This is a genomic window from Chroococcidiopsis cubana SAG 39.79 (genome assembly GCF_003991895.1).
Lineage (GTDB): Bacteria > Cyanobacteriota > Cyanobacteriia > Cyanobacteriales > Chroococcidiopsidaceae > Chroococcidiopsis > Chroococcidiopsis thermalis.
Genome location: NZ_RSCK01000013.1, coordinates 40,881 through 63,346, shown reverse-complemented (window position 1 = coordinate 63,346; position 22,466 = coordinate 40,881). Strand labels below are relative to the sequence as shown.

The 22,466-nt window shown below is 43.4% G+C and carries 17 protein-coding genes; 12 read left to right on the top strand and 5 right to left on the bottom strand.

Going from position 1 to position 22,466, the window contains the following annotated elements:
• Nucleotides 1–51: 51 nt before the first annotated feature.
• Nucleotides 52–231, top strand: a complete 180-nt coding sequence (psb34, locus tag DSM107010_RS11050) for a photosystem II assembly protein Psb34 (protein WP_015156128.1) — start codon at nt 52–54, stop codon at nt 229–231.
• Nucleotides 232–719: 488 nt separating this feature from the next.
• On the top strand, nt 720–2,405 hold the full coding sequence (gene ilvD / locus DSM107010_RS11045; protein ID WP_106169095.1) for a dihydroxy-acid dehydratase: 1,686 nt from the start codon (nt 720–722) through the stop codon (nt 2,403–2,405).
• Between the two features lie 41 nt (nt 2,406–2,446).
• Here the strand turns inward: ilvD and DSM107010_RS11040 are convergent, their stop codons facing one another.
• Both DSM107010_RS11040 and DSM107010_RS11035 read right to left on the bottom strand, forming a co-directional pair.
• A complete protein-coding gene (locus DSM107010_RS11040) occupies nt 2,447–3,091 on the bottom strand; it encodes an OmpA family protein (RefSeq protein WP_106169094.1) in 645 nt (214 codons plus the stop codon).
• On the bottom strand, nt 3,088–3,612 hold the full coding sequence (locus DSM107010_RS11035) for a hypothetical protein (protein WP_041462559.1): 525 nt from the start codon (nt 3,610–3,612) through the stop codon (nt 3,088–3,090). The genes DSM107010_RS11040 and DSM107010_RS11035 overlap by 4 nt, the downstream gene beginning before the upstream one ends.
• Nucleotides 3,613–3,876: 264 nt before the next feature.
• Between DSM107010_RS11035 and DSM107010_RS11030 the strand changes: the two genes are divergently transcribed.
• A complete protein-coding gene (locus tag DSM107010_RS11030) occupies nt 3,877–4,779 on the top strand; it encodes a carbohydrate ABC transporter permease (RefSeq protein ID WP_199755488.1) in 903 nt (300 codons plus the stop codon).
• Nucleotides 4,780–4,823: 44 nt separating this feature from the next.
• Here the strand turns inward: DSM107010_RS11030 and DSM107010_RS11025 are convergent, their stop codons facing one another.
• Nucleotides 4,824–6,431, bottom strand: a complete 1,608-nt coding sequence (locus DSM107010_RS11025; RefSeq protein WP_015156133.1) for a sodium:solute symporter — start codon at nt 6,429–6,431, stop codon at nt 4,824–4,826.
• A 484-nt stretch (nt 6,432–6,915) separates the two neighbouring features.
• On the opposite strand from DSM107010_RS11025, the gene DSM107010_RS11020 reads away from it, so the two are divergent.
• Together DSM107010_RS11020 and DSM107010_RS11015 are read left to right on the top strand one after the other, a co-directional pair.
• Entirely contained in the window at nt 6,916–8,508 is a 1,593-nt protein-coding gene (locus tag DSM107010_RS11020; protein WP_199755486.1) for an iron uptake porin, read from the top strand.
• Between the two features lie 263 nt (nt 8,509–8,771).
• Nucleotides 8,772–10,235, top strand: coding sequence for a lecithin retinol acyltransferase family protein (locus tag DSM107010_RS11015; RefSeq protein ID WP_106170827.1), 1,464 nt, complete (start codon nt 8,772–8,774; stop codon nt 10,233–10,235).
• Between the two features lie 53 nt (nt 10,236–10,288).
• On the opposite strand, the gene glcD is transcribed toward DSM107010_RS11015, so the two are convergent.
• Complete coding sequence (glcD, locus tag DSM107010_RS11010) at nt 10,289–11,761, bottom strand: glycolate oxidase subunit GlcD (protein ID WP_015156136.1); 1,473 nt, start codon at nt 11,759–11,761, stop codon at nt 10,289–10,291.
• Between the two features lie 809 nt (nt 11,762–12,570).
• On the opposite strand from glcD, the gene DSM107010_RS42905 reads away from it, so the two are divergent.
• The 3 genes from DSM107010_RS42905 (at nt 12,571) to DSM107010_RS10995 (ending at nt 17,772) form a co-directional block, all read left to right on the top strand.
• On the top strand, nt 12,571–12,753 hold the full coding sequence (locus tag DSM107010_RS42905) for a penicillin-binding transpeptidase domain-containing protein (RefSeq protein ID WP_106170329.1): 183 nt from the start codon (nt 12,571–12,573) through the stop codon (nt 12,751–12,753).
• A 237-nt stretch (nt 12,754–12,990) separates the two neighbouring features.
• Nucleotides 12,991–16,665: a chromosome segregation protein SMC gene (smc, locus tag DSM107010_RS11000; protein WP_127022950.1), complete on the top strand. Its 3,675-nt coding sequence runs from the start codon at nt 12,991–12,993 to the stop codon at nt 16,663–16,665.
• 99 nt (nt 16,666–16,764) lie between these two features.
• The gene (locus tag DSM107010_RS10995) at nt 16,765–17,772 is read left to right on the top strand and encodes a PRC-barrel domain-containing protein (RefSeq protein ID WP_106170808.1); all 1,008 of its coding nucleotides are present in this window, start codon (nt 16,765–16,767) and stop codon (nt 17,770–17,772) included.
• A gap of 93 nt (nt 17,773–17,865) precedes the next feature.
• Here DSM107010_RS10995 and DSM107010_RS10990 read toward each other — a convergent pair whose 3' ends face one another.
• Nucleotides 17,866–19,155 (bottom strand): sensor histidine kinase, encoded by a 1,290-nt coding sequence (locus DSM107010_RS10990; RefSeq protein ID WP_015156139.1) that lies wholly within the window; start codon nt 19,153–19,155, stop codon nt 17,866–17,868.
• A gap of 652 nt (nt 19,156–19,807) precedes the next feature.
• On the opposite strand from DSM107010_RS10990, the gene DSM107010_RS10985 reads away from it, so the two are divergent.
• From DSM107010_RS10985 to DSM107010_RS10975, 4 genes are all read left to right on the top strand, one after another.
• On the top strand, nt 19,808–20,491 hold the full coding sequence (locus tag DSM107010_RS10985; protein ID WP_106168703.1) for an LbetaH domain-containing protein: 684 nt from the start codon (nt 19,808–19,810) through the stop codon (nt 20,489–20,491).
• Nucleotides 20,492–20,620: 129 nt separating this feature from the next.
• Nucleotides 20,621–20,857, top strand: a complete 237-nt coding sequence (locus DSM107010_RS10980) for an LbetaH domain-containing protein (protein ID WP_015156141.1) — start codon at nt 20,621–20,623, stop codon at nt 20,855–20,857.
• 37 nt (nt 20,858–20,894) lie between these two features.
• Nucleotides 20,895–21,257, top strand: a complete 363-nt coding sequence (locus DSM107010_RS41185) for a hypothetical protein (RefSeq protein ID WP_241994187.1) — start codon at nt 20,895–20,897, stop codon at nt 21,255–21,257.
• Entirely contained in the window at nt 21,190–22,452 is a 1,263-nt protein-coding gene (locus DSM107010_RS10975; protein WP_241994191.1) for a proton extrusion protein PcxA, read from the top strand. The genes DSM107010_RS41185 and DSM107010_RS10975 overlap by 68 nt, the downstream gene beginning before the upstream one ends.
• Nucleotides 22,453–22,466: the final 14 nt, after the last annotated feature.

Below are 22,466 nucleotides of genomic sequence, written 5' to 3'. Positions count from 1 at the left end.
TACCATTTTTTGTTACAGTTAAGCAAAGCAAAAATAGAAAGGACTTGATTCATGCCCTATACCACCGAAGAAGGCGGTCGTTTAAATAACTTTGCTGTAGAACCCAAAGTTTACACGGCAGAACCACCAAGCAGTACTCAGAAGCGTAACTATATTATTGGTGGCGTTGCAGGTGCATTTTTGGTTGTGGCTTTAGTATTCGTTGCTGTAGCGGTCTCTAGCGCCAGTTAACATTAAGGGTTTTTGACAATTTAACCATTAGTTTTTCGCCAAATACCCGACGATCGCGATCGCACCTACTATACAAGGTGAGAGATCTAAGCAGTAAAGAAGTATTTGGGCGAAATTTTTGTTTTTGGTTTCAGTATTAGAGTGGGCGTTGCTCACCCTACACCTCTAGCGTTATTTATATTTATTGATTTTTATTCAAAAAACAACAATGCGATCGCTGCTTTTCTACCACTAGTTCAGTCAACAATCGCTATTAATCTCAATTCAAGCAGGCAAACTTTTTGCCTTGCCATCTAACTCACTATCCTTGTCGAGAGCAGAAATTTAACTAAATTTCTGCTCTCGACATTACTATTATGTAACTTTGCTGTGAATATCAGTATCTATCTGCGGCATGATTAAATCGTAAGAAGTTCTATTACCAAGTCCAATCTTTTTTTGCGACAATACAAACTCTCCCCCTACGATCGTATCCCCAAGGATAGAAAATGTCGGACAACCTCAGAAGTCAAGTCGTTACCCAAGGCGTACAGCGATCGCCTAACCGTGCTATGTTACGGGCTGTCGGTTTTGGCGATGCAGATTTTACTAAACCCATCGTTGGTATTTCTAACAGTTACAGTACCATTACTCCCTGCAACATGGGAATTAACGAGCTTGCCCAACGTGCTGTAGCCGGAGTGCGTAACTCTGGGGGAATGCCGCAAATGTTCGGTACGATTACCATCAGCGACGGCATTTCGATGGGAACGGAAGGGATGAAATATTCCCTCGTATCGCGGGAAGTGATTGCCGATTCAATTGAAACTGTCTGTAACGGACAGAGTATGGATGGAGTCTTAGCGATCGGCGGTTGCGATAAGAACATGCCAGGGGCGATGATTGCTATGGCGCGGATGAATATCCCAGCAATATTTGTCTATGGTGGAACAATTAAACCCGGACACTACAACGGCAAAGATTTAACAGTTGTCAGTGCTTTTGAAGCTGTAGGACAATACAGTGCTGGCAAAATTGACGAAACAGAATTAATCGAAGTCGAACGCCGTGCTTGTCCTGGGGCTGGGTCCTGTGGTGGAATGTATACGGCAAATACAATGTCTTCTGCGTTTGAAGCTATGGGGATGAGCTTGCCCTATTCTTCCACAATGGCAGCGGAGGATGCAGAAAAAGCCGAAAGTACGGAAAAATCAGCTTTTGTTTTAGTTGAAGCCATTCGCAACCAACTTTTACCCCGTCAAATTCTCACTCGTAAGGCGTTTGAAAATGCGATCGCGACGATCATGGCTGTGGGTGGTTCTACCAATTCTGTTTTACACCTGCTGGCGATTGCCCATTCAATAGGAGTAGAACTCACTCTAGATGACTTTGAAACCATTCGCGCCCGCGTTCCAGTCCTATGCGATCTCAAGCCGAGTGGTAGATATGTAGCAACAGATTTACACAAAGTCGGCGGAATTCCCCAAGTGATGAAAATGTTGCTCGTACATGGTTTATTACATGGCGATGCGCTGACAATTACCGGACAAACCATTGCTGAAGTTTTAGCTGATGTCCCCGATACTCCACCTACAAACCAAGATGTGATTCGTCCTTGGGAAAATCCCCTTTATGCTGAAGGACACTTAGCTATTTTGAAGGGAAATTTGGCTACAGAAGGTTCGGTAGCAAAAATTACAGGGGTGAAGTTACCAAAAATTTCGGGTCCAGCGCGGGTATTTGAATCCGAGGAAGCCTGTCTAGCCGCAATTTTGGCAAAACAGATCCAAGCAGGTGATGTCATCGTCGTGCGCTACGAGGGACCCAAAGGAGGTCCTGGGATGCGAGAAATGCTAGCCCCTACTTCGGCAATTATCGGCGCTGGCTTGGGAGACTCGGTGGGATTAATCACTGACGGGCGTTTCTCCGGTGGAACATACGGTATGGTCGTCGGTCACGTCGCCCCAGAAGCCGCTGTAGGAGGTGCGATCGCCCTAGTGCAAGAAGGAGATACAATTACCATCGACGCTCGTTCCCGTGCCTTACACCTGCACGTATCGGATGAAGAATTAGCCCAACGTCGCGCTAGCTGGAAACCCCGCCCGCCACGGTATACTACAGGCGTGTTAGCAAAGTATGCCAAGTTAGTATCTTCTAGCAGTCTCGGTGCTGTGACGGATCTGGGTCTGGGTTGATATCGAAGCGAATTCTTAAAGCGGATGGCAGAGGACAAAACCTACGATCGCGGAATGATTACTTGAACTCTGCGATTTGTCCGCTGTCCTTCTAGATTGTCCGAACCGTCTGGATTCACATTTGGTGCAGCAGGTTGGCTCTCGCCATAGCCTTTAGTCCGCAAGCGTTCGGACTCTATGCCTTCCTTGCTAGCAAGCCACTGGGCGATCGCAGCAGCGCGACGCTGGGATAGCTTCATGTTATACGCATCGCTGCCTTTCGAGTCTGTATAACCGTTGACCTGCACCATAACACTACCGGATTGTTGAATCAGGCGAGCTAACTTCTCTAACCTTGGAACAGCATCGGGACGAATATTAGCTTTGTCAAAATCAAACAGCACATCAGCTGGCAGATCGATAATTGTTTCCGACTCTGTAATACGACCATCCAAGTCAGCAACCAGTCCTTCCAGATCGCTAACATCACCTGTTAATTGACTACCGGAATCCGGAAAAGATGAGGCGCGTTCTCGTTCCTGCTTCAACGGCTCCGGTTGTACTTGCGCAGTAGCAAACTGCTGTACTTGTTTCGGATTAACTGACTCAGCAGTAGAAGCATCACGAGATTTCTCGATCGGCTCATTGCAACTTGCCAACATCATCGCAGAAACGCTGAAAGCCGCTTGGAGGAGAACGTATTTCATGGTCGTACCGATATACCGTCGTAAGGACCTACATCGGGAATGTTAATCGAAATAGTCTTTGTTCCGGCAGGCGGTGCAGGAAACTTAAACCACGCCACCTTAGACTTTTCGACGCTAGAAAAATTTCCCAAATCCACGATTGTTTTGTCCCTCTTTCCCAACGGCGATGCCAAGTATTGACCGGATTCATCTTTAAGCACGCCATAGCGTTTTGCTGTCGCATCATCAATATAGCTAACTTGCTGAATCGGCATCTCGACATTGCGGGTGTATGCACTGGTTGGGTTGCGATAGAGCAGTTCGACAGTGAGAATTTTTCCAGTGATGCCAGCACGCACGAGGTCAACTTCTAAACCCCCTGGTCCCGATCGCGTCTGGATCGGTTTAGGCTTCGAGTCCTTACTAAGCGTTATTAACAATGTTTTAGCTGACGCTGAAGTTATACTTGCAAGCTGGACACCTGTAGAATTTTCTGGCTCTTGAGCAGCCGCAACACTCGGCTGAGTTGCTCGTGCGTTCAAAGTATCTATTTGACACCCACAAATACTAGTAGAGAATATTAGGCAAGAGACTGAAATAACCTTGCATGTTTTCATAGTAATATTTCCGTTGCCTTAGATATCAATACAATCTACACTGATTCAAGCCATCTAACCGTCGTGTTTAGCGGCGACCAGAAAATTATAAATGAAGCGAGAAAACTTTTACACGTCCGCTATCTACTTGCAAATCCTATTCGAGTAACACTAGAAACATCGAAAAGCTCTGATTGCCACTACAAAGCAATGACCATGCAGAAATCCGTTCCCATTAACTGGACGTTAATTCAACAGCGCCTCACTCCATACTTATTTTTACTACCAGCACTGCTTGTTCTGGGGTTAACGGTCTTTTATCCTGCCCTGCAAGCATTTTACTTGAGCTTTACTCGTTACGAATACGACATAACCCAAGCACCTGAATGGATTGGCTTGGCTAACTTTGAGCGTTTGTGGCAGGATAAAGTCTTTTGGCAAACTCTAGGAAATACAATATTGTATTTGGCGATCGCCGTGCCGATTTTGGTTGCAATTCCTTTGGTTTTGGCGATTTTAGTTAACCAGAAACTACGAGGAATGCACTGGTTTCGCGCTGCCTATTACACGCCTGTGATTATTTCTATGGTCGTAGCAGGGATTGCTTGGCGGTGGTTATATGCTCAGAATGGATTGCTAAATCAATTATTGAAACAAACTGGAATTTTAACTAGTGGTATACCCTGGCTGACTAGTCCCAGATTTGCCCTTTTTAGCGTCATCGCGGTGACAGTGTGGAAAGGACTGGGATACTACATGGTGATTTATTTAGCTGGGTTACAGTCGATTCCAGCAGAATTATACGAAGCTGCTGCGATCGACGGTTCCGATGGCGTGCGCAAACACTGGGATGTTACAGTGCCATTAATGCGACCTTACTTAATGCTAGTAGCTGTCATTTCTGCCATTTCCGCCACCAAGGTTTTTGAAGAAATCTACATCATGACCAAAGGTGGACCCCGCAACAGTTCTAAAACTATTGTTTATTACCTTTACGAACAAGCTTTTGGCAGTAGTTTAGATATTAGCTACGCCTGCACGATCGGTTTGGCAATGTTTTTAATCATCTTGGTTTTGTCAATTTTGAATCTGAAACTGTCGCCAAAGAATTAGCAGTGTAGAGACGTTACATGTAACGTCTCTACTTTTTCTAGCGATTAACTAACGACAAAGGGACTAAAAACAACCCAAAATACCAAGACGATCGCGGCGAGGATGAAACTCGACCTAACATTGAGATTGTGCGATCGATGCGAACCAGCAAACTTCTCCAACTCTGCATCTGAGTGTTGGAAGATTTCTAGTTGTCTCTGGTTTGGTGCAGCACTGGTTAAACTGACAAGTACCAAAATGGCAATAGAAATGACAAACAGCAGAATCGCGAAGTGTAAGAAATTGATTGTGGCATAGGCTACCAAAGGTCGCCAAGTTATCCAACCTGCTTTTACGGCGATTTCGGCGATAAATCGAATTGCACCCAAAATAAAACCAGTAATTAAGGTATTGAAAGCCGCCCTACCAGTAGCGCGTTTCCACAATATCCCCATCAAGAAGACAGCAGCAATCGGTGGCGAAACGTAGGCTTGTACTGACTGGAGATAGACATAAAGCTGATTGCTCATCAACCCGATAAAGGGGAGCCATAGCAAACCAGTCACTACCAGTAGAATAGTCGAAATCTGTCCGGCTCGCACTAACTCGCGATCGCTTGCCTCTGGTTTCCATTTTTGGTAGAAGTCCATCACAACTAGCGTGGAACTACTATTAAAGACGCTGGAAAGAGAACTCATCAACGCCGCCAGCAACCCAGCTACCACTAATCCTTTAATTCCAGGCGGGAGGAGATTATTCACCATCGTGGCATATATCCGGTCTGGTTCTACATCGGGAAACAGAATTCTCCCGGCGATCCCTGGTAAGACAAGGATAAATACAGGTAGAAGTTTTAAAAATCCAGCAAAAATTGTCGATCGCCTTGCGACTTCAATATTAGGTGCGGCAAGGGTGCGTTGGACGATCATTTGGTCTGTACACCAATACCACAAACCTAAGATGGGTGCGCCGAATAAAATTCCCGTCCAAGGAAAATCGGGATGATTGATGTCTTTCCACAAACTAAAGAAGTTGGGATCGACTTTTTGATACAAAGCACCGAAACCACCCACATCAATAATTGCTGTTGCAGTTAAGAAAATTCCGCCGCCAATCAGAATAAATGCTTGGAAGAAATCAGTATAAATTACTGCTCTCAAACCGCCAAAAATTGTATACGCACCCGTAGCCACAATCAAGGCGATCGCACCTAGCCAAATATTCCAGCCTAAAATTGTTTGCAGAACGATCGCCCCTGCATAAACCGCGACGCTAATTTTTGTAAAGACATAAGCAATTAATGAAATTGCGGATAGATAGGTACGGCACTGACGATTAAACCGCCTTTCTAAAAACTCCGGCATTGTAAATACACCAGTGCGGAGATAGAACGGCACGAACAGCCAGCCTAATAGCAACAGCATAAAACAGGCAATCCATTCAAACTGCCCTACTGCTAGACCAGAACTAGCGCCGCTACCTGCTAATCCAATGAAGTGTTCGGCAGAAATATTGCTAGCAAATAGACTCGCACCAATTGCTGCCCAGCCAATACTTCCACCGCCCAAAAAATATGATTTGCTAGTCGCTAAACTTTTCTGACTCGACCAATAACCAATCGCCGCTACACCTACAAAGTAAGCAACGAGAAACACGATATCTATAGCAGCCACCGTCTTCTCCTACAATTTTTAAATTTCTTAACTAAACGTTGAACGAAAAGTTTTGTGAAGAAAAATTAAGAAGTAGGTGCGGGAATGCTCCGAGCGCCTACTTCCTGGTTTTCTCGTAGTTTGTCGATCCCTAGCCGCAAAAAGCTGTAATTTTCAGTGAAAACTAAATTTTGTTTAATTGTTATCAGTCGTGGGTTAGATATTTTCTTAATACCCAAAAACTCCTAATAATTAATCGTAGAAATAATTTGTGCTTTCTAGCAAATTAATTTAGAATTTGTAACCAATTTCTTGAATTTTTCTTAAGTCAATCCAAACTCATCCGTAAGATATATGACTGTAGCTAGATGCTCGATGATATTCTTAATTTATTAAGATGTAATGCTGCTAAAAAACAGCTATTGTTGAGCCTAAAGGTTTTCTCTTTAGACTAAATAAAAGCAGGGTAAAATTTTTTGTAAAAAATAAAGTGAGTGGCGAACGGATGAACAAAAAATTGCCGCACGCTAGATTGTTTCTGGCTGCGAATTTAGTAGCGGCTTTAGTAGGAATGAATGCGGAAACTACCTTAGCATTGCCGCTAGAAAATAGTATGGCTCAAGTTACGTCAGTCTCTCAACTATCAGACGTGCAACCGACAGATTGGGCATTTCAAGCATTGCAATCTTTGGTAGAAAGATATGGTTGTATTGCGGGATATCCCGATGGAACTTATCGAGGAAATCGTGCTTTAACGAGATATGAGTTTGCAGCAGGATTGAATGCTTGTTTAGATCGAGTCAACGAACTAATTGCTACAGCTAGTGCAGATGTAGTGACGAAAGAAGACTTAGCAACATTACAACGTTTGCAAACAAAATTTAGTACAGAATTGGCAACTCTGCGCGGTCGAGTTGATAGTTTGGAAGCACAAACAGCAGAATTAGAAGCAAATCAGTTTTCGACAACGACAAAACTTAATGTCAGTTTAATTACAGCAATTACAGATACATTTGGCGATCGCATAGCTGGAGATGAGGACGATTCTAATACGATATTCGGCTATCGTTCGCGGATGAATTTTGAAACGAGTTTTACCGGACGAGATTTACTACGGACTCGTTTGGAATTTGGTAACTTTGGCGATCTGGAAGACGTGTCGGGTACGAACATGACACGGCTTAACTTTGATACAAATACTGAGAACGATGTAACTGTACCGCACTTGTTATATCGTTTCCCCGTGGGTTCCAACCTCACCTTTACTGTAGGTCCCGCCGGAGTCGGTTACACCGATATTACAGATACTCTGACTCCTCCCAGCATTGCCGATGATAGCCGAGGTATTCCCTCTCTGTTTGGCGAATACAGTCCCCTGTATCGTCGCGGTGGTGGTGGTGCGGCGGTGAATTGGCAGATTGCCGAGAGTTTAACTTTGACTCTAGGATATTTAGCTGGTAGTCCCAGCGATCCTGGTGATGGTGCTGGTTTATTTAACGGTACGTATCACGCCTTAGCGCAACTCGCTGTAGATGGTGATTGGGGTGCGGCTGGAATTGCTTACTCGCGCAGTTATAATCCTGCGGGAGTCGTGGATCTCACTGGTAGTACGGGTAGTTTGCTGGCTAGCGAACCATTTGGAGACGATATTGCGACATCCGCAGACATCTTTGCTTTTCAAGGGTTTTATCGCTTTTCACCCAAGTTTCAATTACATGGTTGGGTAGGTTACATCAGTGCGAGTGCTAATGGTTCGGGTTTGAGTGCGATCGCCGATGGTAGTGGAGGAACTATTGCTAGTACTGTTGAAGATGGGGATAGTGCAGATCTTTGGTATGGTGCTGTGGGTTTAACTTTCCCAGATGTGGGGGGTGAAGGTAATTTACCGGGGATTTTGGTTGGTTTACCTCCTAGAGTGACAGATAGCGACGTGCGCGATGAAGATGACACTTCATATCATGTTGAGGCTTTTTACCGTTTTCAAGTTAACGATTATATTTCTGTGACTCCGGGTTTTTGGGTAGTATTTAATCCTGAAAATAACAGCGATAATAGCAATCAATATGTTGGGGTAATTCGGACGAGTTTTAATTTTTAATCCCAATTTGCTGTTTGACTACGCCGCAGAAGATCCCCCCAACCCCCCTTAAAAAGGGGGGCTATATGAACCCGTCCTTTGAATATGATATGGTGATAAAGAATTTTTGATAGATTAAAATTGTCACGCAAAGACGCAAAGGCGCTAAGAGAAATCTTGGTGTCTTTGCGTTTTTGCATGTTAATTGTTAGTGGCTATTTATTTTGTGGGAATACTGGATAGAGGTGCGATCGCATCTTCAATATTTTATTTTAGTGTGAGTTATGGCAAAAGGGGATCATATCTACATTAATTGTGGTAATTATACTCATCATGGAATTGATTGCGGTGATGGCACAGCTATTCACTACATAGGTGAATCTATGCAAGGTGTCATTTCTCGTACTTCTATGGATGCTTTTACTTCTGGAAAGCAATTATTTACTAGGCAATACGAGATTTGCGATTTGCCAGAAATTATAATTCAACGAGCTGAAAGCCGATTAGGTGAAGATAGATACAATCTTCTCTTTAACAACTGCGAACACTTTTCTAGTTGGTGTAAAACTGGCAAACATGAAAGCGAACAGGTAAATAGCGCTGTAGCTATTGCAGTTGACATTCTGAAATTTGGAGCTTCATTTATGAATAATCAGACTATGAATACAGTAAATGCAACATTTGTAATTCCTGAAGAAATTGCTTTTGGGGTAAATGATGGAACTTTAGAGCGGGTTGGAGGTATTATTCGTGATACTCAAACTAAGCAAGTTGTTGCTTGGCTACGCGAATCGTCATCTCACGTTTCTCAAGTACCTGCTCTATTAAACATTGGTTCAACTGCTAGCGTCCTTAACTTGGGTGTTTCAGTAATGGGATTTGCTCTAGTGATGCAACGTCTTCAAGAACTGGAGCAACGCCTACAAAAAGCACAAGAAGTTTTAAACAAAGTCAATCGCAAAATAGACTTAGGATACTATGCCAACTTTCGTGCAGCACTCGATTTAGCAATTAATGCCTTTACAATGAATAAACCTGAAAATAGAAGGAATAGTGCTTTACAAGCTATCAATCGGTTTTTAGAAGCGCAGCATATTTACACTAAATATATCGATTTAGAGCTTGAGCAAAAAAGCCAAATTGTAGATGAATATATAATGACTTTATCGTTGGCTTATATAGCTGAAATACGCTGCTATCTGGAATTAGAAGAACACGATACAGCACTTAGACGCTTCCAAGAAGGCTCATTGGTTCTTCGTTCTCTCATTCAAAAATATGTTGAACTGCTACTGACATCTAATCCAGCAGCATATTTACAGCCAGAATTTAGAGGTAAAATTGATTTACAAAGATTAACTAAAATTTACCAATGGATAGATCCAGTTTTAAATGAAAATGCTGTATTTGAAATGCAGCGTGAAAATTTAATTAAACTGGCACAAGAACCTAATAAATGGATAGATTCACTACCATCAGCAATTTTAGATCGGGTTGAGGTTCCTTGGGGTATATTTGGTCCAAATCCTGAAGATTTAAAAAAAGAAGCTACTAAACGCCTACCTCAAACGATGGAAGTCATAGAATCTATGATTGAAACATACAACCGACTTGAATCATACCAGTCAGAAGTAAAAGCGATCGCGCAACTTGGAATTAGCTTTCAAGATTGGCTGAAATTAGCACCTGCTGAGGCTAAACCAGAAAAAGCAGAATTAATGTATATTATTCCATCTGCTCCACTTTAATCCACCTACTCATAGCCCCCCTTTTTAAGGGGGGTTGGGGGGATCTCGCGGATCTAAAATCTCTCAACTGAGGCAAACTCTTTAATATCAGTCATCTTAGCTGCTTCCCCACAAGTACGAGGAGTCGGAAAGATCTTGCCGGGATTAGCTAAACCTTTGGGGTTAATCGCCTCCCTGACATATTGCATCGTCTCCAAATCTGCTTCAGAAAACATCTCGGGCATAAAACATTTCTTATCTGCACCGATGCCGTGTTCGCCGGAAATACTACCACCCACTTTAACGCAGAGTTTCAGAATTTCTCCCCCTAATTCTTCTACCTGATGCAATGCCCCTGGTACGGAATTATCGTACAAAATTAATGGGTGAAGATTCCCATCACCCGCATGAAATACGTTCGCAATTTGATAGCCATATTGCTGACTCAAATTTTCAATTTCTTGTAAAACGTAGGGCAATTGAGTACGCGGAATCACCCCATCTTGAACGTAGTAATCGGGGCTGAGATGTCCGGCAGCGGCAAATGCTGCTTTGCGTCCTTTCCACAATTTGAGGCGCGTTTCAGGATCGCTAGCCGTAGTAATTCCCCTTGCACCATTTTTCAAACAAATATCGCTAATCAGCTGTTTAGTTTCTGCGACTTCTACAGCTATGCCGTCAATTTCTACTAACAAGATTGCCGTAGCATCTCTGGGATAACAACCCGTGGCAACAACATCTTCTACAGCATTGATGCTGAGGTTATCCATCATTTCCATCCCAGCCGGAATAATTCCCGCACTGATGATGTCTGAAACCGCTGCCCCTGCTGCTTCTACGCTGGTAAAGTCGGCAAGCAAGACGCAAATTGATTCGGCTGATTTGAGAATCCGTAGCGTAATTTCGGTAGCAATTCCCAACGTACCTTCAGAACCGACAAATACGCCTGTAAGATCGTAACCCGGCATTTCTGGTACTTGTCCGCCCAAATCGACGATCGAACCATCGGGGGTAACGACTTTTAAGCCTAATACGTGGTTGGTAGTGACACCATATTTAAGACAATGTACCCCACCGGAATTCTCAGCAACATTCCCGCCCACCGAACAGATAATTTGACTGGAAGGATCGGGGGCGTAGTAAAATCCATCACCACTGACTGCTTGCGTCACCCAGTTGTTAATCACCCCTGGCTGTACCACAACTTGCTGATTTTCCAAATCTACGCTGAGGACTTGCCGCATCATCGAGGTGACGATTAACACGCAGTCTTCTATTGGTAATGCCCCACCAGATAAGCCAGTACCAGAACCACGGGCAATGAAAGGAATATTGTGGCGATCGCAAATCTTTACAACTTCTGCTACTTGTTCTGTCGTTCTTGGCAACACGACAACTGCGGGGCGCTGGCGATAACTGGTTAGTCCGTCGCACTCATAAGTAATTAATTCCTCCCGACGCTGTACCACGCCATTTTTGCCTAAGACTGCTTCAAATTTTTTAATAATTGTCTTCCAGTCACGCTGCTGCTTGTCTTGGATTAGCATAGGGAATTCTCGCAAATTAAATTTATTTTTAAAACTGCTGGATACTGCAACTTAAAGATTGAAACTTCAGTGATGGCGGATAAAAAGTATCGCTATGTTACTTAATTTGGATTGACTCCCTGCGATCGCCCTCTCCAATATTGTTACAGAAACTACAACCCTTGAAATTATCTAAATTCATCTTTGTTACAATTTTTTTTGTAACTTCGACTACTTTTCTATTCTCACTTGCCAAGAGCTTATTGACAAGCGAAGCAAAAGTCAAAAGTCAAAAGTCAAAAGTCAAAATTGAGGAGTCAGAAGTCATAGGGGCGATCCTTAGCAAATAAGCTGGCAAATGGGGCTAGAAATCTCAGTCAAAATCCGCCCGTACAAGAGTCAGAAGTATTCCACGCACCAAACACCAAATCGCTACTCACTCATGACCAATTAAGCCAGAAGTCAGAATAACGGGGTGTGTGGGTATTTGTGGATTTTGCAGATAGTCAAATATCATTTCATCGTTAAATTCAACAATATCGATAGTTGAGTGAGAGATGAATTTATGAGCAAATCATGCAATTTTTCATTATCTGTACGGAATATATTTAGACGGATTTATGAAGAACAATACATTAGTAGGGGCGCACAGATGTGCGCCCCTACCGATCGCGTATTGCATCTCAATGAAAACTATCATTGGTTAAATGTGTTAATATTTCCGGCTGAATGTTTCATCCAAAGATTGTATGTCTTGGTGCTACAAATACCTCACATTCTTGATGTTAGCGATCGCCTTGTTGCCGTTGACACGGTAATCGAGACATTAATTGAGAGGAAAAACGGGTTGGGGATGGGACTTTACACCCCAAGTAGGTTGGTATGTAGGCTATTTAGAACGAGGCGATCGCGTTTACTTTTTCGCCCTCAGTATGGACATTAATAAACCAGAGGATGCCAAAGCAAGGATTGCAATTACTAAAAATATCCTGCGTAGTGTGGGTTTACTTTGAACAGTTATCAGTTATCAGTTGACAGGGAACAGGGAACAGGGAACAGGGAACAGGGAATAGTAACCTCTTACCACGCACTTTGTAGAGACGTTACATGTAACGTCTCTACACTACGAACCGACTCCCGACTCCCGACTCCCATTAGAAACTGTAGCCAATTGAATAATCTATGCTAACCTGTTGGGCATCCTGACTTTGATACACTTGTTCCTCACACTCCTCTACTGACCAGCCTACATGGTTCATGTCAAGCGCGTAGAACTCACCAACTTCAAGTCCTTTGGTGGCACGACGAAAATTCCTTTGCTACCAGGATTTACAGTCGTTTCAGGTCCCAACGGTTCCGGTAAATCTAATATTCTCGATGCTCTCCTGTTTTGCCTCGGTCTAGCAAGTTCTCGGGGAATGCGGGCGGAACGCCTACCCGATCTTGTCAACCACGACAAAGCCACACGCGGAAAATCGGCAGTAGAAACGCTAGTGACGGTGACTTTCGATTTAGAGGGAGCGCTTAGCAGGGAGCAGGAAGCAGAGGGGACAAAGGTTAATGGAAATGGGAATGGGAATGGGTATTATGTTGAAGAGTTAGAGGACAAGGGAGACAAGGAAGACACGGTAGACACGGGGGAAGAAGAACCCCTCACTCCTCACTCCTCACTCCTCACCTCTAATGAATTAACAATTACGCGCCGCTTACGAGTCACTCAACAGGGTTCGTATACGTCAACTTATTACATTAATGGTTCTACCTGTACTCAAACTGAGTTGCACGAACAACTAAGTCAGATCCGCATTTATCCTGAAGGCTACAACGTCGTGCTGCAAGGGGACGTGACGAGTATTATTTCCATGCACTCGCGAGAACGGCGGGAGATTATTGACGAACTAGCAGGGGTAGCAAACTACGATCGCAAGATTATCCAAGCAAAAGAAACCTTAAATGAAGTTAAAGACAGGGAAGACCGCTACCGCATCGTTGAAACTGAATTAATTACCCAGCGCGATCGCCTGTCTCACGATCGCATCCAAGCTGAGAAATATCAAAAGCTGAGAATAGAATATCAGCAAAAGCAGCAGTGGGAAATTGTTTTAGTTTGGCGATCGCTGCAACAGCAACAAGAAAAGTTGGTGGCGGAAATTCAAACGGGCGATCGAACGCTGGCTGAATTAACGACTCAACTTACTACCCTCAACACCCAAATTCAGCAGGTAACGGCAGAATTAGACGCACTCAACGCACGAGTGAAGACTTTGGGGGAAGAAGAACTCTTATCTCTGCAATCAACTCTAGCCACCCAGGAAGCCGAACGGCGACAGTTACAAAATCGCCAAAGAGACTTGACAAATGCTTATGAAAATGCCGGAAATGCTTACACGCAACAACAGTTAGAAATTCAACAACACCAAAATTCTCTGGTGCGGTTGCAACAACAGCAGCAAGAAATCGTTGCTCAACTTTCTAGCCTGCGTCAACAACGGGATGAGGCGCAACAAACCTTAGAACAAAGTCGTACCGAAGCTAGTGCAGTCGCCGATGCTTCTGATGCTTGGGTACAACAACAAGCCGCGCTTAGCCGCCAAGTTGAATCTCTGCTGCAAACTGTAGAACCCCAGCGCACCGAACAAGCGCAATTAAAAGAGCGATCGCATCAATTAGAAAAGCAAATTCAAGAGCAGACTGGGTTAATTCAAACTTTAGAGCCAGAACTGGCGACAAAGCAAACACAATTAACCGAAATAGAAACTCAATTATCGAGTCAAATTGAGCAAATTCAATCTTTAGCCCAATCTTTAGCTGCGGCTGAAGTTGAGTTACAAATTCAACAGCAAACTCAAAATCGCTTACTCCAAGAACAAAGAGATAAACAGCGCCAATTGGATAAGTTGGAGGCGCAGTCTCAAGCCTTGCAGGAAACTCAAGGCACTTTTGCCACAAAAATTTTGCTGCAATCAGGTTTAAGCGGGATTTGTGGTTTGGTAGCCCAACTCGGGAAAGTCGAACCTCGGTATCAACTAGCTTTAGAAATTGCAGCGGGGGCGCGGTTGGGACAATTGGTGGTAGAGGATGATGGCGTGGCGGCTTCGGGGATTGAGATCCTGAAGCAAAAACGAGGGGGGAGGGTGACGTTTTTACCCCTAAATAAAATTCAAGCCCCGCGATTTTCGCCTGCTTCGGGGTTGCGTTATGCCAATGGTTATATCGACTATGCAATTAATTTAATCGAATGCGATCGCCGCTATCAAGATATTTTTGGTTATGTTTTCGGTAGTACGGTTGTTTTTGCCGATTTGCAATCAGCGCGTTCTCATTTAGGACAATATCGGATCGTCACCTTAGCAGGAGAATTGTTAGAAACTAGTGGGGCGATGACTGGGGGTAGTATCAGCCAGCAAAATTCCAGTTTGCATTTCGGTACAAGCGATGCTACTGAATCTCAGGAAGTTATAGAGTTAAGAAATCGCTTGCAAGAAATCGATCGCATTTTAGCTCGGTGTGGTGAATCGATTGGTAATTTGGCAGCTAAAACTAAAAATCTATCTCAAGAATTAACCGAAGCGAAGACCAAACAAAGAGAAAATAATCTCCTGAAGGATCAATTACAAAAAGAAATTCGCAAGCTAATTCAACAAGTGGAAACTGGGCAATCGCAACTGGCTCAGAACACAAAACAACTATCTACGGTACAAGCTAGATTAGAGACTTTAGAACGAGATTTACCCGCACAAGAAGAACAATTACAACAATTGCGTCAAGCTTTAGTGGAGTTAGAACAATCTCAAACTAACAGTCAATGGCAGCAAATTCAAGCCGCAATTAGACAGCAAGAACAGGAATTACAAACTAGAATCGAGATAGTTCGTAACGCCGAACAGCAATTGAAAGACATAGAAAATCAAACTCAAAGATTGCACGAGAAAATTCAAGAATGCGAAGTGCGATCGCGAGATTACCAACAACAGCAACAAGAAAATCAGTCGCAGCAAGCGGCTGTCAATGCTCAATTGCAGGAAATTGGCGAACATTTAAAGCAGATCCATACATCCTTGAAAGAAATCGAACAGCGGATGACGGCGGAAAGACAAGCACGCGATCGCGCCGAACAACAGCTGCGAGAATTGCATTTAGATCGACAACAGGTAGAATGGCAACAGCAAAAGTTGCAAGAAACGCAAACATCGCGGCGAGAAGATTTAGTTAACTTACAAGCACAGATTCAAATCCAAGCCGCAGAAATGCCCGATCCCCTACCAGAAGTACCAGATAAGGTAGATTTGGAACAATTGCAGAAAGAATTGCGATCGCTTGTGAAGCGGATGGAAGCGATGGAACCTGTCAATATGTTGGCGTTAGAAGAATACGAACGCACCAACGCACGATTAGAAGAATTGAGTCAAAAATTATTGACACTGGAAGCCGAACGGACTGAATTGTTATTGCGGATTGAAAACTTTACCACCCTGCGTCAACGAGCGTTTCAAGAAGCCTTTGATGCGGTGAATGAAAACTTTCAATCTATTTTCGCTACTTTATCGGATGGGGATGGATTTTTGCAACTCGATAATCCAGAAGATCCATTCACCAGTGGACTTAATTTAGTTGCACATCCCAAAGGTAAACCCGTACAGCGTCTCGCTTCTATGTCGGGGGGAGAAAAATCACTCACGGCGCTGAGTTTTATCTTTGCCCTACAACGGTATCGCCCATCACCTTTTTACGCCTTTGATGAGGTAGATATGTTCCTAGACGGGGCAAATGTGGAACGATTAGCTAGAATGATCGAACAACAGGCTAAACAAGCACAGTTTATTGTCGTGAGTCTGCGCCGACCCATGATAGAATCAGCCGAACGTACAATAGGAGTGACCCAAGCGCGAGGAGCTTATACGCAAGTTTTAGGCATAAAATTGTAACCCTAAGACAACTTTGGTTGAGGATTCCATCATAATAGTATCGATCGTTAGAAAGTATTAACCGTTAACCCTGATTCGAGATCGGGACTCCGCAAAGCAATGACCTCTGAAAACACTATTAAACGCTCCGACATCTTAAATACAAAGGTGATCGCGGATGACAACGCCAAAGTATTAGGAGTTGTCAGCCAACTATGGGTAGATATCGATCGCAGGGAGGTTGTAGCTCTTGGTTTGCGAGACAACCTGATCGCCTTTGCTAGCGTACCGCGTTACATGTACCTGAGCAGCATCAGCAAAATCGGCGATGTGATTTTGGTGGAGAACGAAGACGCGATCGAAGATATTGATGTAGAGATTTACAGCAACTTAGTTAATTGTGAAGTCATTACAGAAACAGGTCAACCCTTGGGGCGAGTGCGTGGCTTTACATTTAACGCTCAAACAGGCAAAATCCATTCTTTAATTATCGCTTCGCTGGGTTTACCCCAGATCCCCGACCAGGTAATTAGTACTTATGAATTACCAATCGAAGAAGTTGTCAGCAGTGGACCCAATCGGCTAATTGTATTTGAAGGCGCTGAAGAAAGAATTAATCGTTTGAGTGTTGGAGTGCTAGAACGGCTTGGTATTGGTAAAGCACCTTGGGAGAAAGAAGAAGACGAGTACTATACTCCCACAGCAGTGCGACCGGAAAACCAGCTAGGAAGTGGCGTACCGTTGCAAGCACCAAAAGCCCAACCGTTAAAGACAACTCAACCTGCGGTACAGGAAGCTTGGGACGAGGATGAATATGAGTATGAAACAGTCCAACCTCGGATCGAACAGCAGCCATTACGCCGCCAGCAGTACGAACCCAACAGATACGATCGCGATTTAGAGGAAGAAGAAAACTGGAGTGAAGCGTCGGGAAGCGATCGCTATACGCCTGCACCTCCACCCCGCTACCCCGAACCCCAGCCGTTTGAACCAAAGCCATACACAGCACCGAAAGATTTGGATGACGATCTCGACGGTGACGCTTGGGGAGAAGATGAGGAACCGCAGCCTTTGAATATTCCCAAGAAAATCAAGCAACCAGAATACGAAGAAGAAGGCGGCTATTAGGAAAGTCAAAAGTCAAAAGTTAAAAGTCAAAATGTAATTCATTATCTAAATGTAGAGGCGTTACATGTAACGTCTCTTCGTTTTTTATGCGATTTACGCCTGAGCATCTAGTGGTAGCAACACGCGAAAGCTGCTACCAGCACCTAATCTACTGCTGACTTTTATTTCACCTTTGTGCTGTTGGACGATCGCTTGTGCGATCGCTAGCCCTAAGCCTAAACCGTCTTTTTCAGATTTAGCTGCATCGGCTCGCCAAAAGCGCTGAAAAATCAGTGGTAACGAATCTGGTGGAATACCAATTCCCGTATCTTCGATCCGAATCACGGCAAATCGTTGCTCTTGTTCTAAAAATAACGCCACCCTTCCCCCGTCGGTTGTGTACTTGAGTGCGTTATCTAAAAGATTAGAAAATAAGCGGCTGAGTTTATGGCTGTCGCCTTTCACGACTATACCAGTACGTAAATGCGGGGTGAACTGAATTTGCTTACTTTGAGCTTGTGGTTCAAAGCGTTCGACTAAATCTTGCAGTAACTCTTCTAAGCGAATCGGTGCAAAGTTAAAATCGCGATCGAGGCGATCGCTTGCGATATTTGCCCTAGATAAAAATAGTAAATCTTCTACTAAATGAATGATTTGCTCGTTGGCGCGATCGATAATTGCTAACTTTCTCACCTGAGTTAAACTTAACTCTTCTGGACTATTACGTAACAAATCTACTGTAGTACTAATCGCCGTTAGGGGATTGCGTAGTTCGTGCGCTACATCTCCGGTAAAGTGTTTTAATCGCCTTAAGTTACGTTGCATTGGTTGGAGGGTGAGCCAAGTTAAACCAATACCGCTAATGCTACTTAATAGTAATACTGTAACTCCTCCCACAATCAGACCCGATCGCAGTTGATCTAACTTCCAGATCAAATCTTGAGTAGACTCGCTAGCGCGAATATATCCTTCTAAGCGTAAGGTGGTTTTATCTCGATCTTCGGTATAAACGGCAATAGAAAAAGTCCGAACTTGTCCTTGTTGCTGTAGGATTGGAAAGCCCTCTTGTAAACCATCAACTAAGGCTTGTGACAATGACGAATTAGCAAAAAATTTTCCCTCTTTCGCTAAGAGCTTACCTTTAGGATTAAACCATTCGAGGCTTTGATTGTGGCGAAATAACTCTTGCCAAGGAAGTTCATCATCTAATCTTTGAATTCCTCGGCTTTTGATGATTCGCAAACTAGGAATAGCAGCTTCAGCCAAAATCTGTAAGCGATCGTTTAACTGTTGCTCTAGACTACGGCTAAAAAAGATATAAATAGCTGTACTAGAAGCGCCAAATATAGCGGACATTACTAATAAATAAGTTAGTAAAAATAGCCAGCGTAATGATTGAAACATTGAATAATTATGCTTACCTCAACTCAATTAGATATCGCTCTCAATTTTTAGAGAAAGTGAGATGCGATGTGTTTTATTTCAACTTGAATCGTACATGAGAATAGTGTAAAAAAGGTAATAAAACAGCGACTTCAATATTACATTACGATCGTGAACTTAACATGAAGACTTTATGAGAAAGCTCTCATTTTTTCATAACAAGGCTTCAGTTATCTACTGCTTCCGTTGAGCCACGGGAGACAAATTTTTTCAAAACTACGCAACAAGAGATCCCCCCAACCCCCCTTATTAAGGGGGGTTGGGGGGATCTCATTTAGTACAGAGATAAACAGAATTAGTATAAGTCTGTCATGAGTTATTGGTTATAAAGTCATTGATAGTTCTTCAAATGAACTACGGCGTAGATGAGAAAGTGAGATGTCAAAACGCTGAGATACTTGCCTTGATTCAAATGCCGTGTCTGTAAAGTACATGAGACGAGAAAAACTCAACTAGCGAGATTCTCCGCTTGGCGAGATAAAGCGCTTTTTCACCTATTCTCAACTTTGTCTCAACTTTGTCACTTTTTTATTCCAGGTTTATTACATTTATTGGTTTAACTTATGACATGCATAAGGAAATTCCCAAGTCAAACCACGAAAGAGGTAATCCCATGAGCAACATCTTCTCTATCAAAAGCGATCGCACCCAGCAGTCTGCTAACGTTCACGCTAATGTGCTGGCATCCTTCAATCAAGAACAAAATTCACCAAAAATCGACTTTACCGCTTATATTCACCCTCTAGCTGCCGTAATTGGTAACGTTTATCTTGGTAAGCGAGTCATGGTAGCTCCCGCAGCATCAGTACGAGGTGATGAAGGACAACCGATTTGGGTAGGAGATGATGTCAACGTACAAGATTGCGTAGTGCTTCATGCTTTAGAAACTCACGTCAATGGTGAAATGGTGCATGAGGCTGTCGTAGAAGTTGAAGGTAACTTCTATGGAGTATACATCAGCGATCGCGTTTCACTGGCGCATCAATGTCAAGTCCACGGTCCAGCCAGCATTGGTACTGATACTTTTGTCGGAATGCAATCTTTAGTATTTCGAGCCACAGTCGGCAATAACTGCGTTATCGAACCCAAAGCTTTAGTCATGGGAGTTAATATCGCCGATGGCAGATACGTCCCCGCAGGTTCTCTGATTACTACACAAGAAGCTGCTGACAACTTACCCTTAATTACTAACGAATATCCCCTCAGATTCCTCAATCAAGCCGTGGTTCACGTCAACACGCAGCTAGCCACTGGCTATCAAGGCATTGGTAATGCCGAGCAATTGAAAGCAGCATAGTCAAAAGTCAAAAGTCAAAAGTCAAAAGTCAAAAGTCAAACCTTACTTCTTGTCTATTGCCTCACCACTCACCACGCAACTACCAACTACCAACTACCCATTACCCATTACCACTCAGAGAAATTCACCATGACACCCAAACTGAAATTAGTTACCACCAACGGTCAAGCAGCATCGCGTCAACCACTGTCTATGGCTGTTGGCATTCCCAATCAAAAACATATCCCTGCTGGAGCAATAATTACTAGCCAGTCAGATGTAGAAAGTTTACCCATTGTTGCTCAGAGTCACCGCTCTCAAAATAGCTACCGTCAAATTAACTCCTGTCAAAAAGGCAAACACCCTCTGCTAAAACTTGTTGCCTAAACACTCACCCTGCAAGTATGGAGAGGAGGACTGAGGGATGAGTATGCACTGTCCCGAACAGTTACGATCCTTGACGAGTAGCATACTGATGACATTACTACGCAACCAAGACATCGTTTGCCCCACAGTCACATTTATTACACGAGTTCCCATCCCAGCAGTACTCATTGGCATCCAAAAGCAGTGGTCGATCGCCTATAAAAGAGTTTCAGGTAACAGCGATCGCCTCACGCAGAATTTAGTCCAAAATGCACTCCAAACACCCCAGTTGCAGCATGACTTCTACCTTCTTCAACAAATCCACAGACTCCCTTTCTCAACTCAAAGGAAAAATCTTTGGTACGCCAGAGCGATCGCTAGAACAAGCGTATCAAGCCGCGCTGAGCATAAAATCGATTGAAGACCGATATTTTCATGGTGGTAAAGTAACTGTATCAACCGCTAACGATGCTCAAATTCCTACTAGCGTGCAAGCTGATTTTGAGAAGCATTTAAGTATACTCAAACAGCAAATGAAGGAATTTAATACGAGCAGTTCTACGCAAGGAAATTTGGGACAAGACCACCTGATGCGGCTCTTTTTTACTGAAGGAACTCTGACAAAATACACTCTCGAACCGCAAGCATCAGCGTTAGTTCCCTTTTCAAATAATCTACCAGCCAATACTTCATTCCAGCTACCCACTCCACCAATTCAAGTCATTGAGGTGAAACAAGCGATCGCCCCAGAAAAAACTAGATCGAGGCAACTCCACCGCAAGAATTCTAGAAATTCAGCTCCAGAAAATGCCGAACCGCAAGTCAAAGCTGGAGTTCTACCGCGTTCTCTTGAGCGCACAATTAATAAAATCAAGAACGAGCTTGACCCCAATGCAGAAGCAGAAGTTGTCAAATCGTTTCGGCGATCGCAAAAAAAGACTGTCGTTGCCATTAGGTTGCTGGCATTGTTGATTTTGATTCCTTTAATAACTCAGCAAGTGTCCAAACTTTATTTGGTGCAACCAATTGTCGATCGCGTGAGAAACGAAGCAGTTACGCCAGTCTTCTTAAACTCTGAAATGAAAGAAGAGGCACTCAAAGAACTACAAACCTTTGAAGAAGAACTGAAGCTAGAACGTTTGATGGGTGCAGCACCTGCACTAACTTCAGAAGCAATTGAAGAAAAGGTCAAAGATAAAGCAACTGAAATTTCTCAGGAATTTCGTCATCGTAGCAATAACGCTGTTAGTAATGTTTTTGCTGATATCATCGCTGTTTTATCTTTTGCTTTAGTGTTAGTATGGCGACGTAAAGATATTATGATGCTCAAGTCATTTATGGATAATATTGTGACTGGCTTGAGTGATAGTGCTAAGGCTTTCTCAATTATTCTGATTACCGATATCTTTGTCGGATTTCACTCTCCTCATGGTTGGGAAGTTTTGTTAGAAGGACTATCTAGTCATTTAGGAATTGCAGCAAATCGCGGTTTAATCTTCCTATTTATCGCCACAGTTCCGGTCATTCTCGCCACAATTTTTAAGTATTGGGTTTTCCGTTCCCTCAGCCGGATGTCACCATCAACGGTAGCAACTTTGAAAGAGATGAACGATTAAATTTGTGTCATTGG

Excerpts from the sequence above, each read along its gene's own strand:
- DSM107010_RS10990 (WP_015156139.1), bottom strand. The coding sequence starts at position 19,155 with ATGTTTCAATCATTACGCTGGCTATTTTTACTAACTTATTTATTAGTA.
- DSM107010_RS41185 (WP_241994187.1), top strand. The coding sequence starts at position 20,895 with ATGAGTATGCACTGTCCCGAACAGTTACGATCCTTGACGAGTAGCATA.
- DSM107010_RS10980 (WP_015156141.1), top strand. The coding sequence starts at position 20,621 with ATGACACCCAAACTGAAATTAGTTACCACCAACGGTCAAGCAGCATCG.
- DSM107010_RS11040 (WP_106169094.1), bottom strand. The coding sequence starts at position 3,091 with ATGAAATACGTTCTCCTCCAAGCGGCTTTCAGCGTTTCTGCGATGATG.
- DSM107010_RS10995 (WP_106170808.1), top strand. The coding sequence starts at position 16,765 with ATGACCTCTGAAAACACTATTAAACGCTCCGACATCTTAAATACAAAG.
- DSM107010_RS11015 (WP_106170827.1), top strand. The coding sequence starts at position 8,772 with ATGGCAAAAGGGGATCATATCTACATTAATTGTGGTAATTATACTCAT.
- DSM107010_RS11020 (WP_199755486.1), top strand. The coding sequence starts at position 6,916 with ATGAACAAAAAATTGCCGCACGCTAGATTGTTTCTGGCTGCGAATTTA.
- smc (WP_127022950.1), top strand. The coding sequence starts at position 12,991 with ATGGTTCATGTCAAGCGCGTAGAACTCACCAACTTCAAGTCCTTTGGT.
- DSM107010_RS10985 (WP_106168703.1), top strand. The coding sequence starts at position 19,808 with ATGAGCAACATCTTCTCTATCAAAAGCGATCGCACCCAGCAGTCTGCT.
- DSM107010_RS11030 (WP_199755488.1), top strand. The coding sequence starts at position 3,877 with ATGACCATGCAGAAATCCGTTCCCATTAACTGGACGTTAATTCAACAG.
- ilvD (WP_106169095.1), top strand. The coding sequence starts at position 720 with ATGTCGGACAACCTCAGAAGTCAAGTCGTTACCCAAGGCGTACAGCGA.
- glcD (WP_015156136.1), bottom strand. The coding sequence starts at position 11,761 with ATGCTAATCCAAGACAAGCAGCAGCGTGACTGGAAGACAATTATTAAA.
- psb34 (WP_015156128.1), top strand. The coding sequence starts at position 52 with ATGCCCTATACCACCGAAGAAGGCGGTCGTTTAAATAACTTTGCTGTA.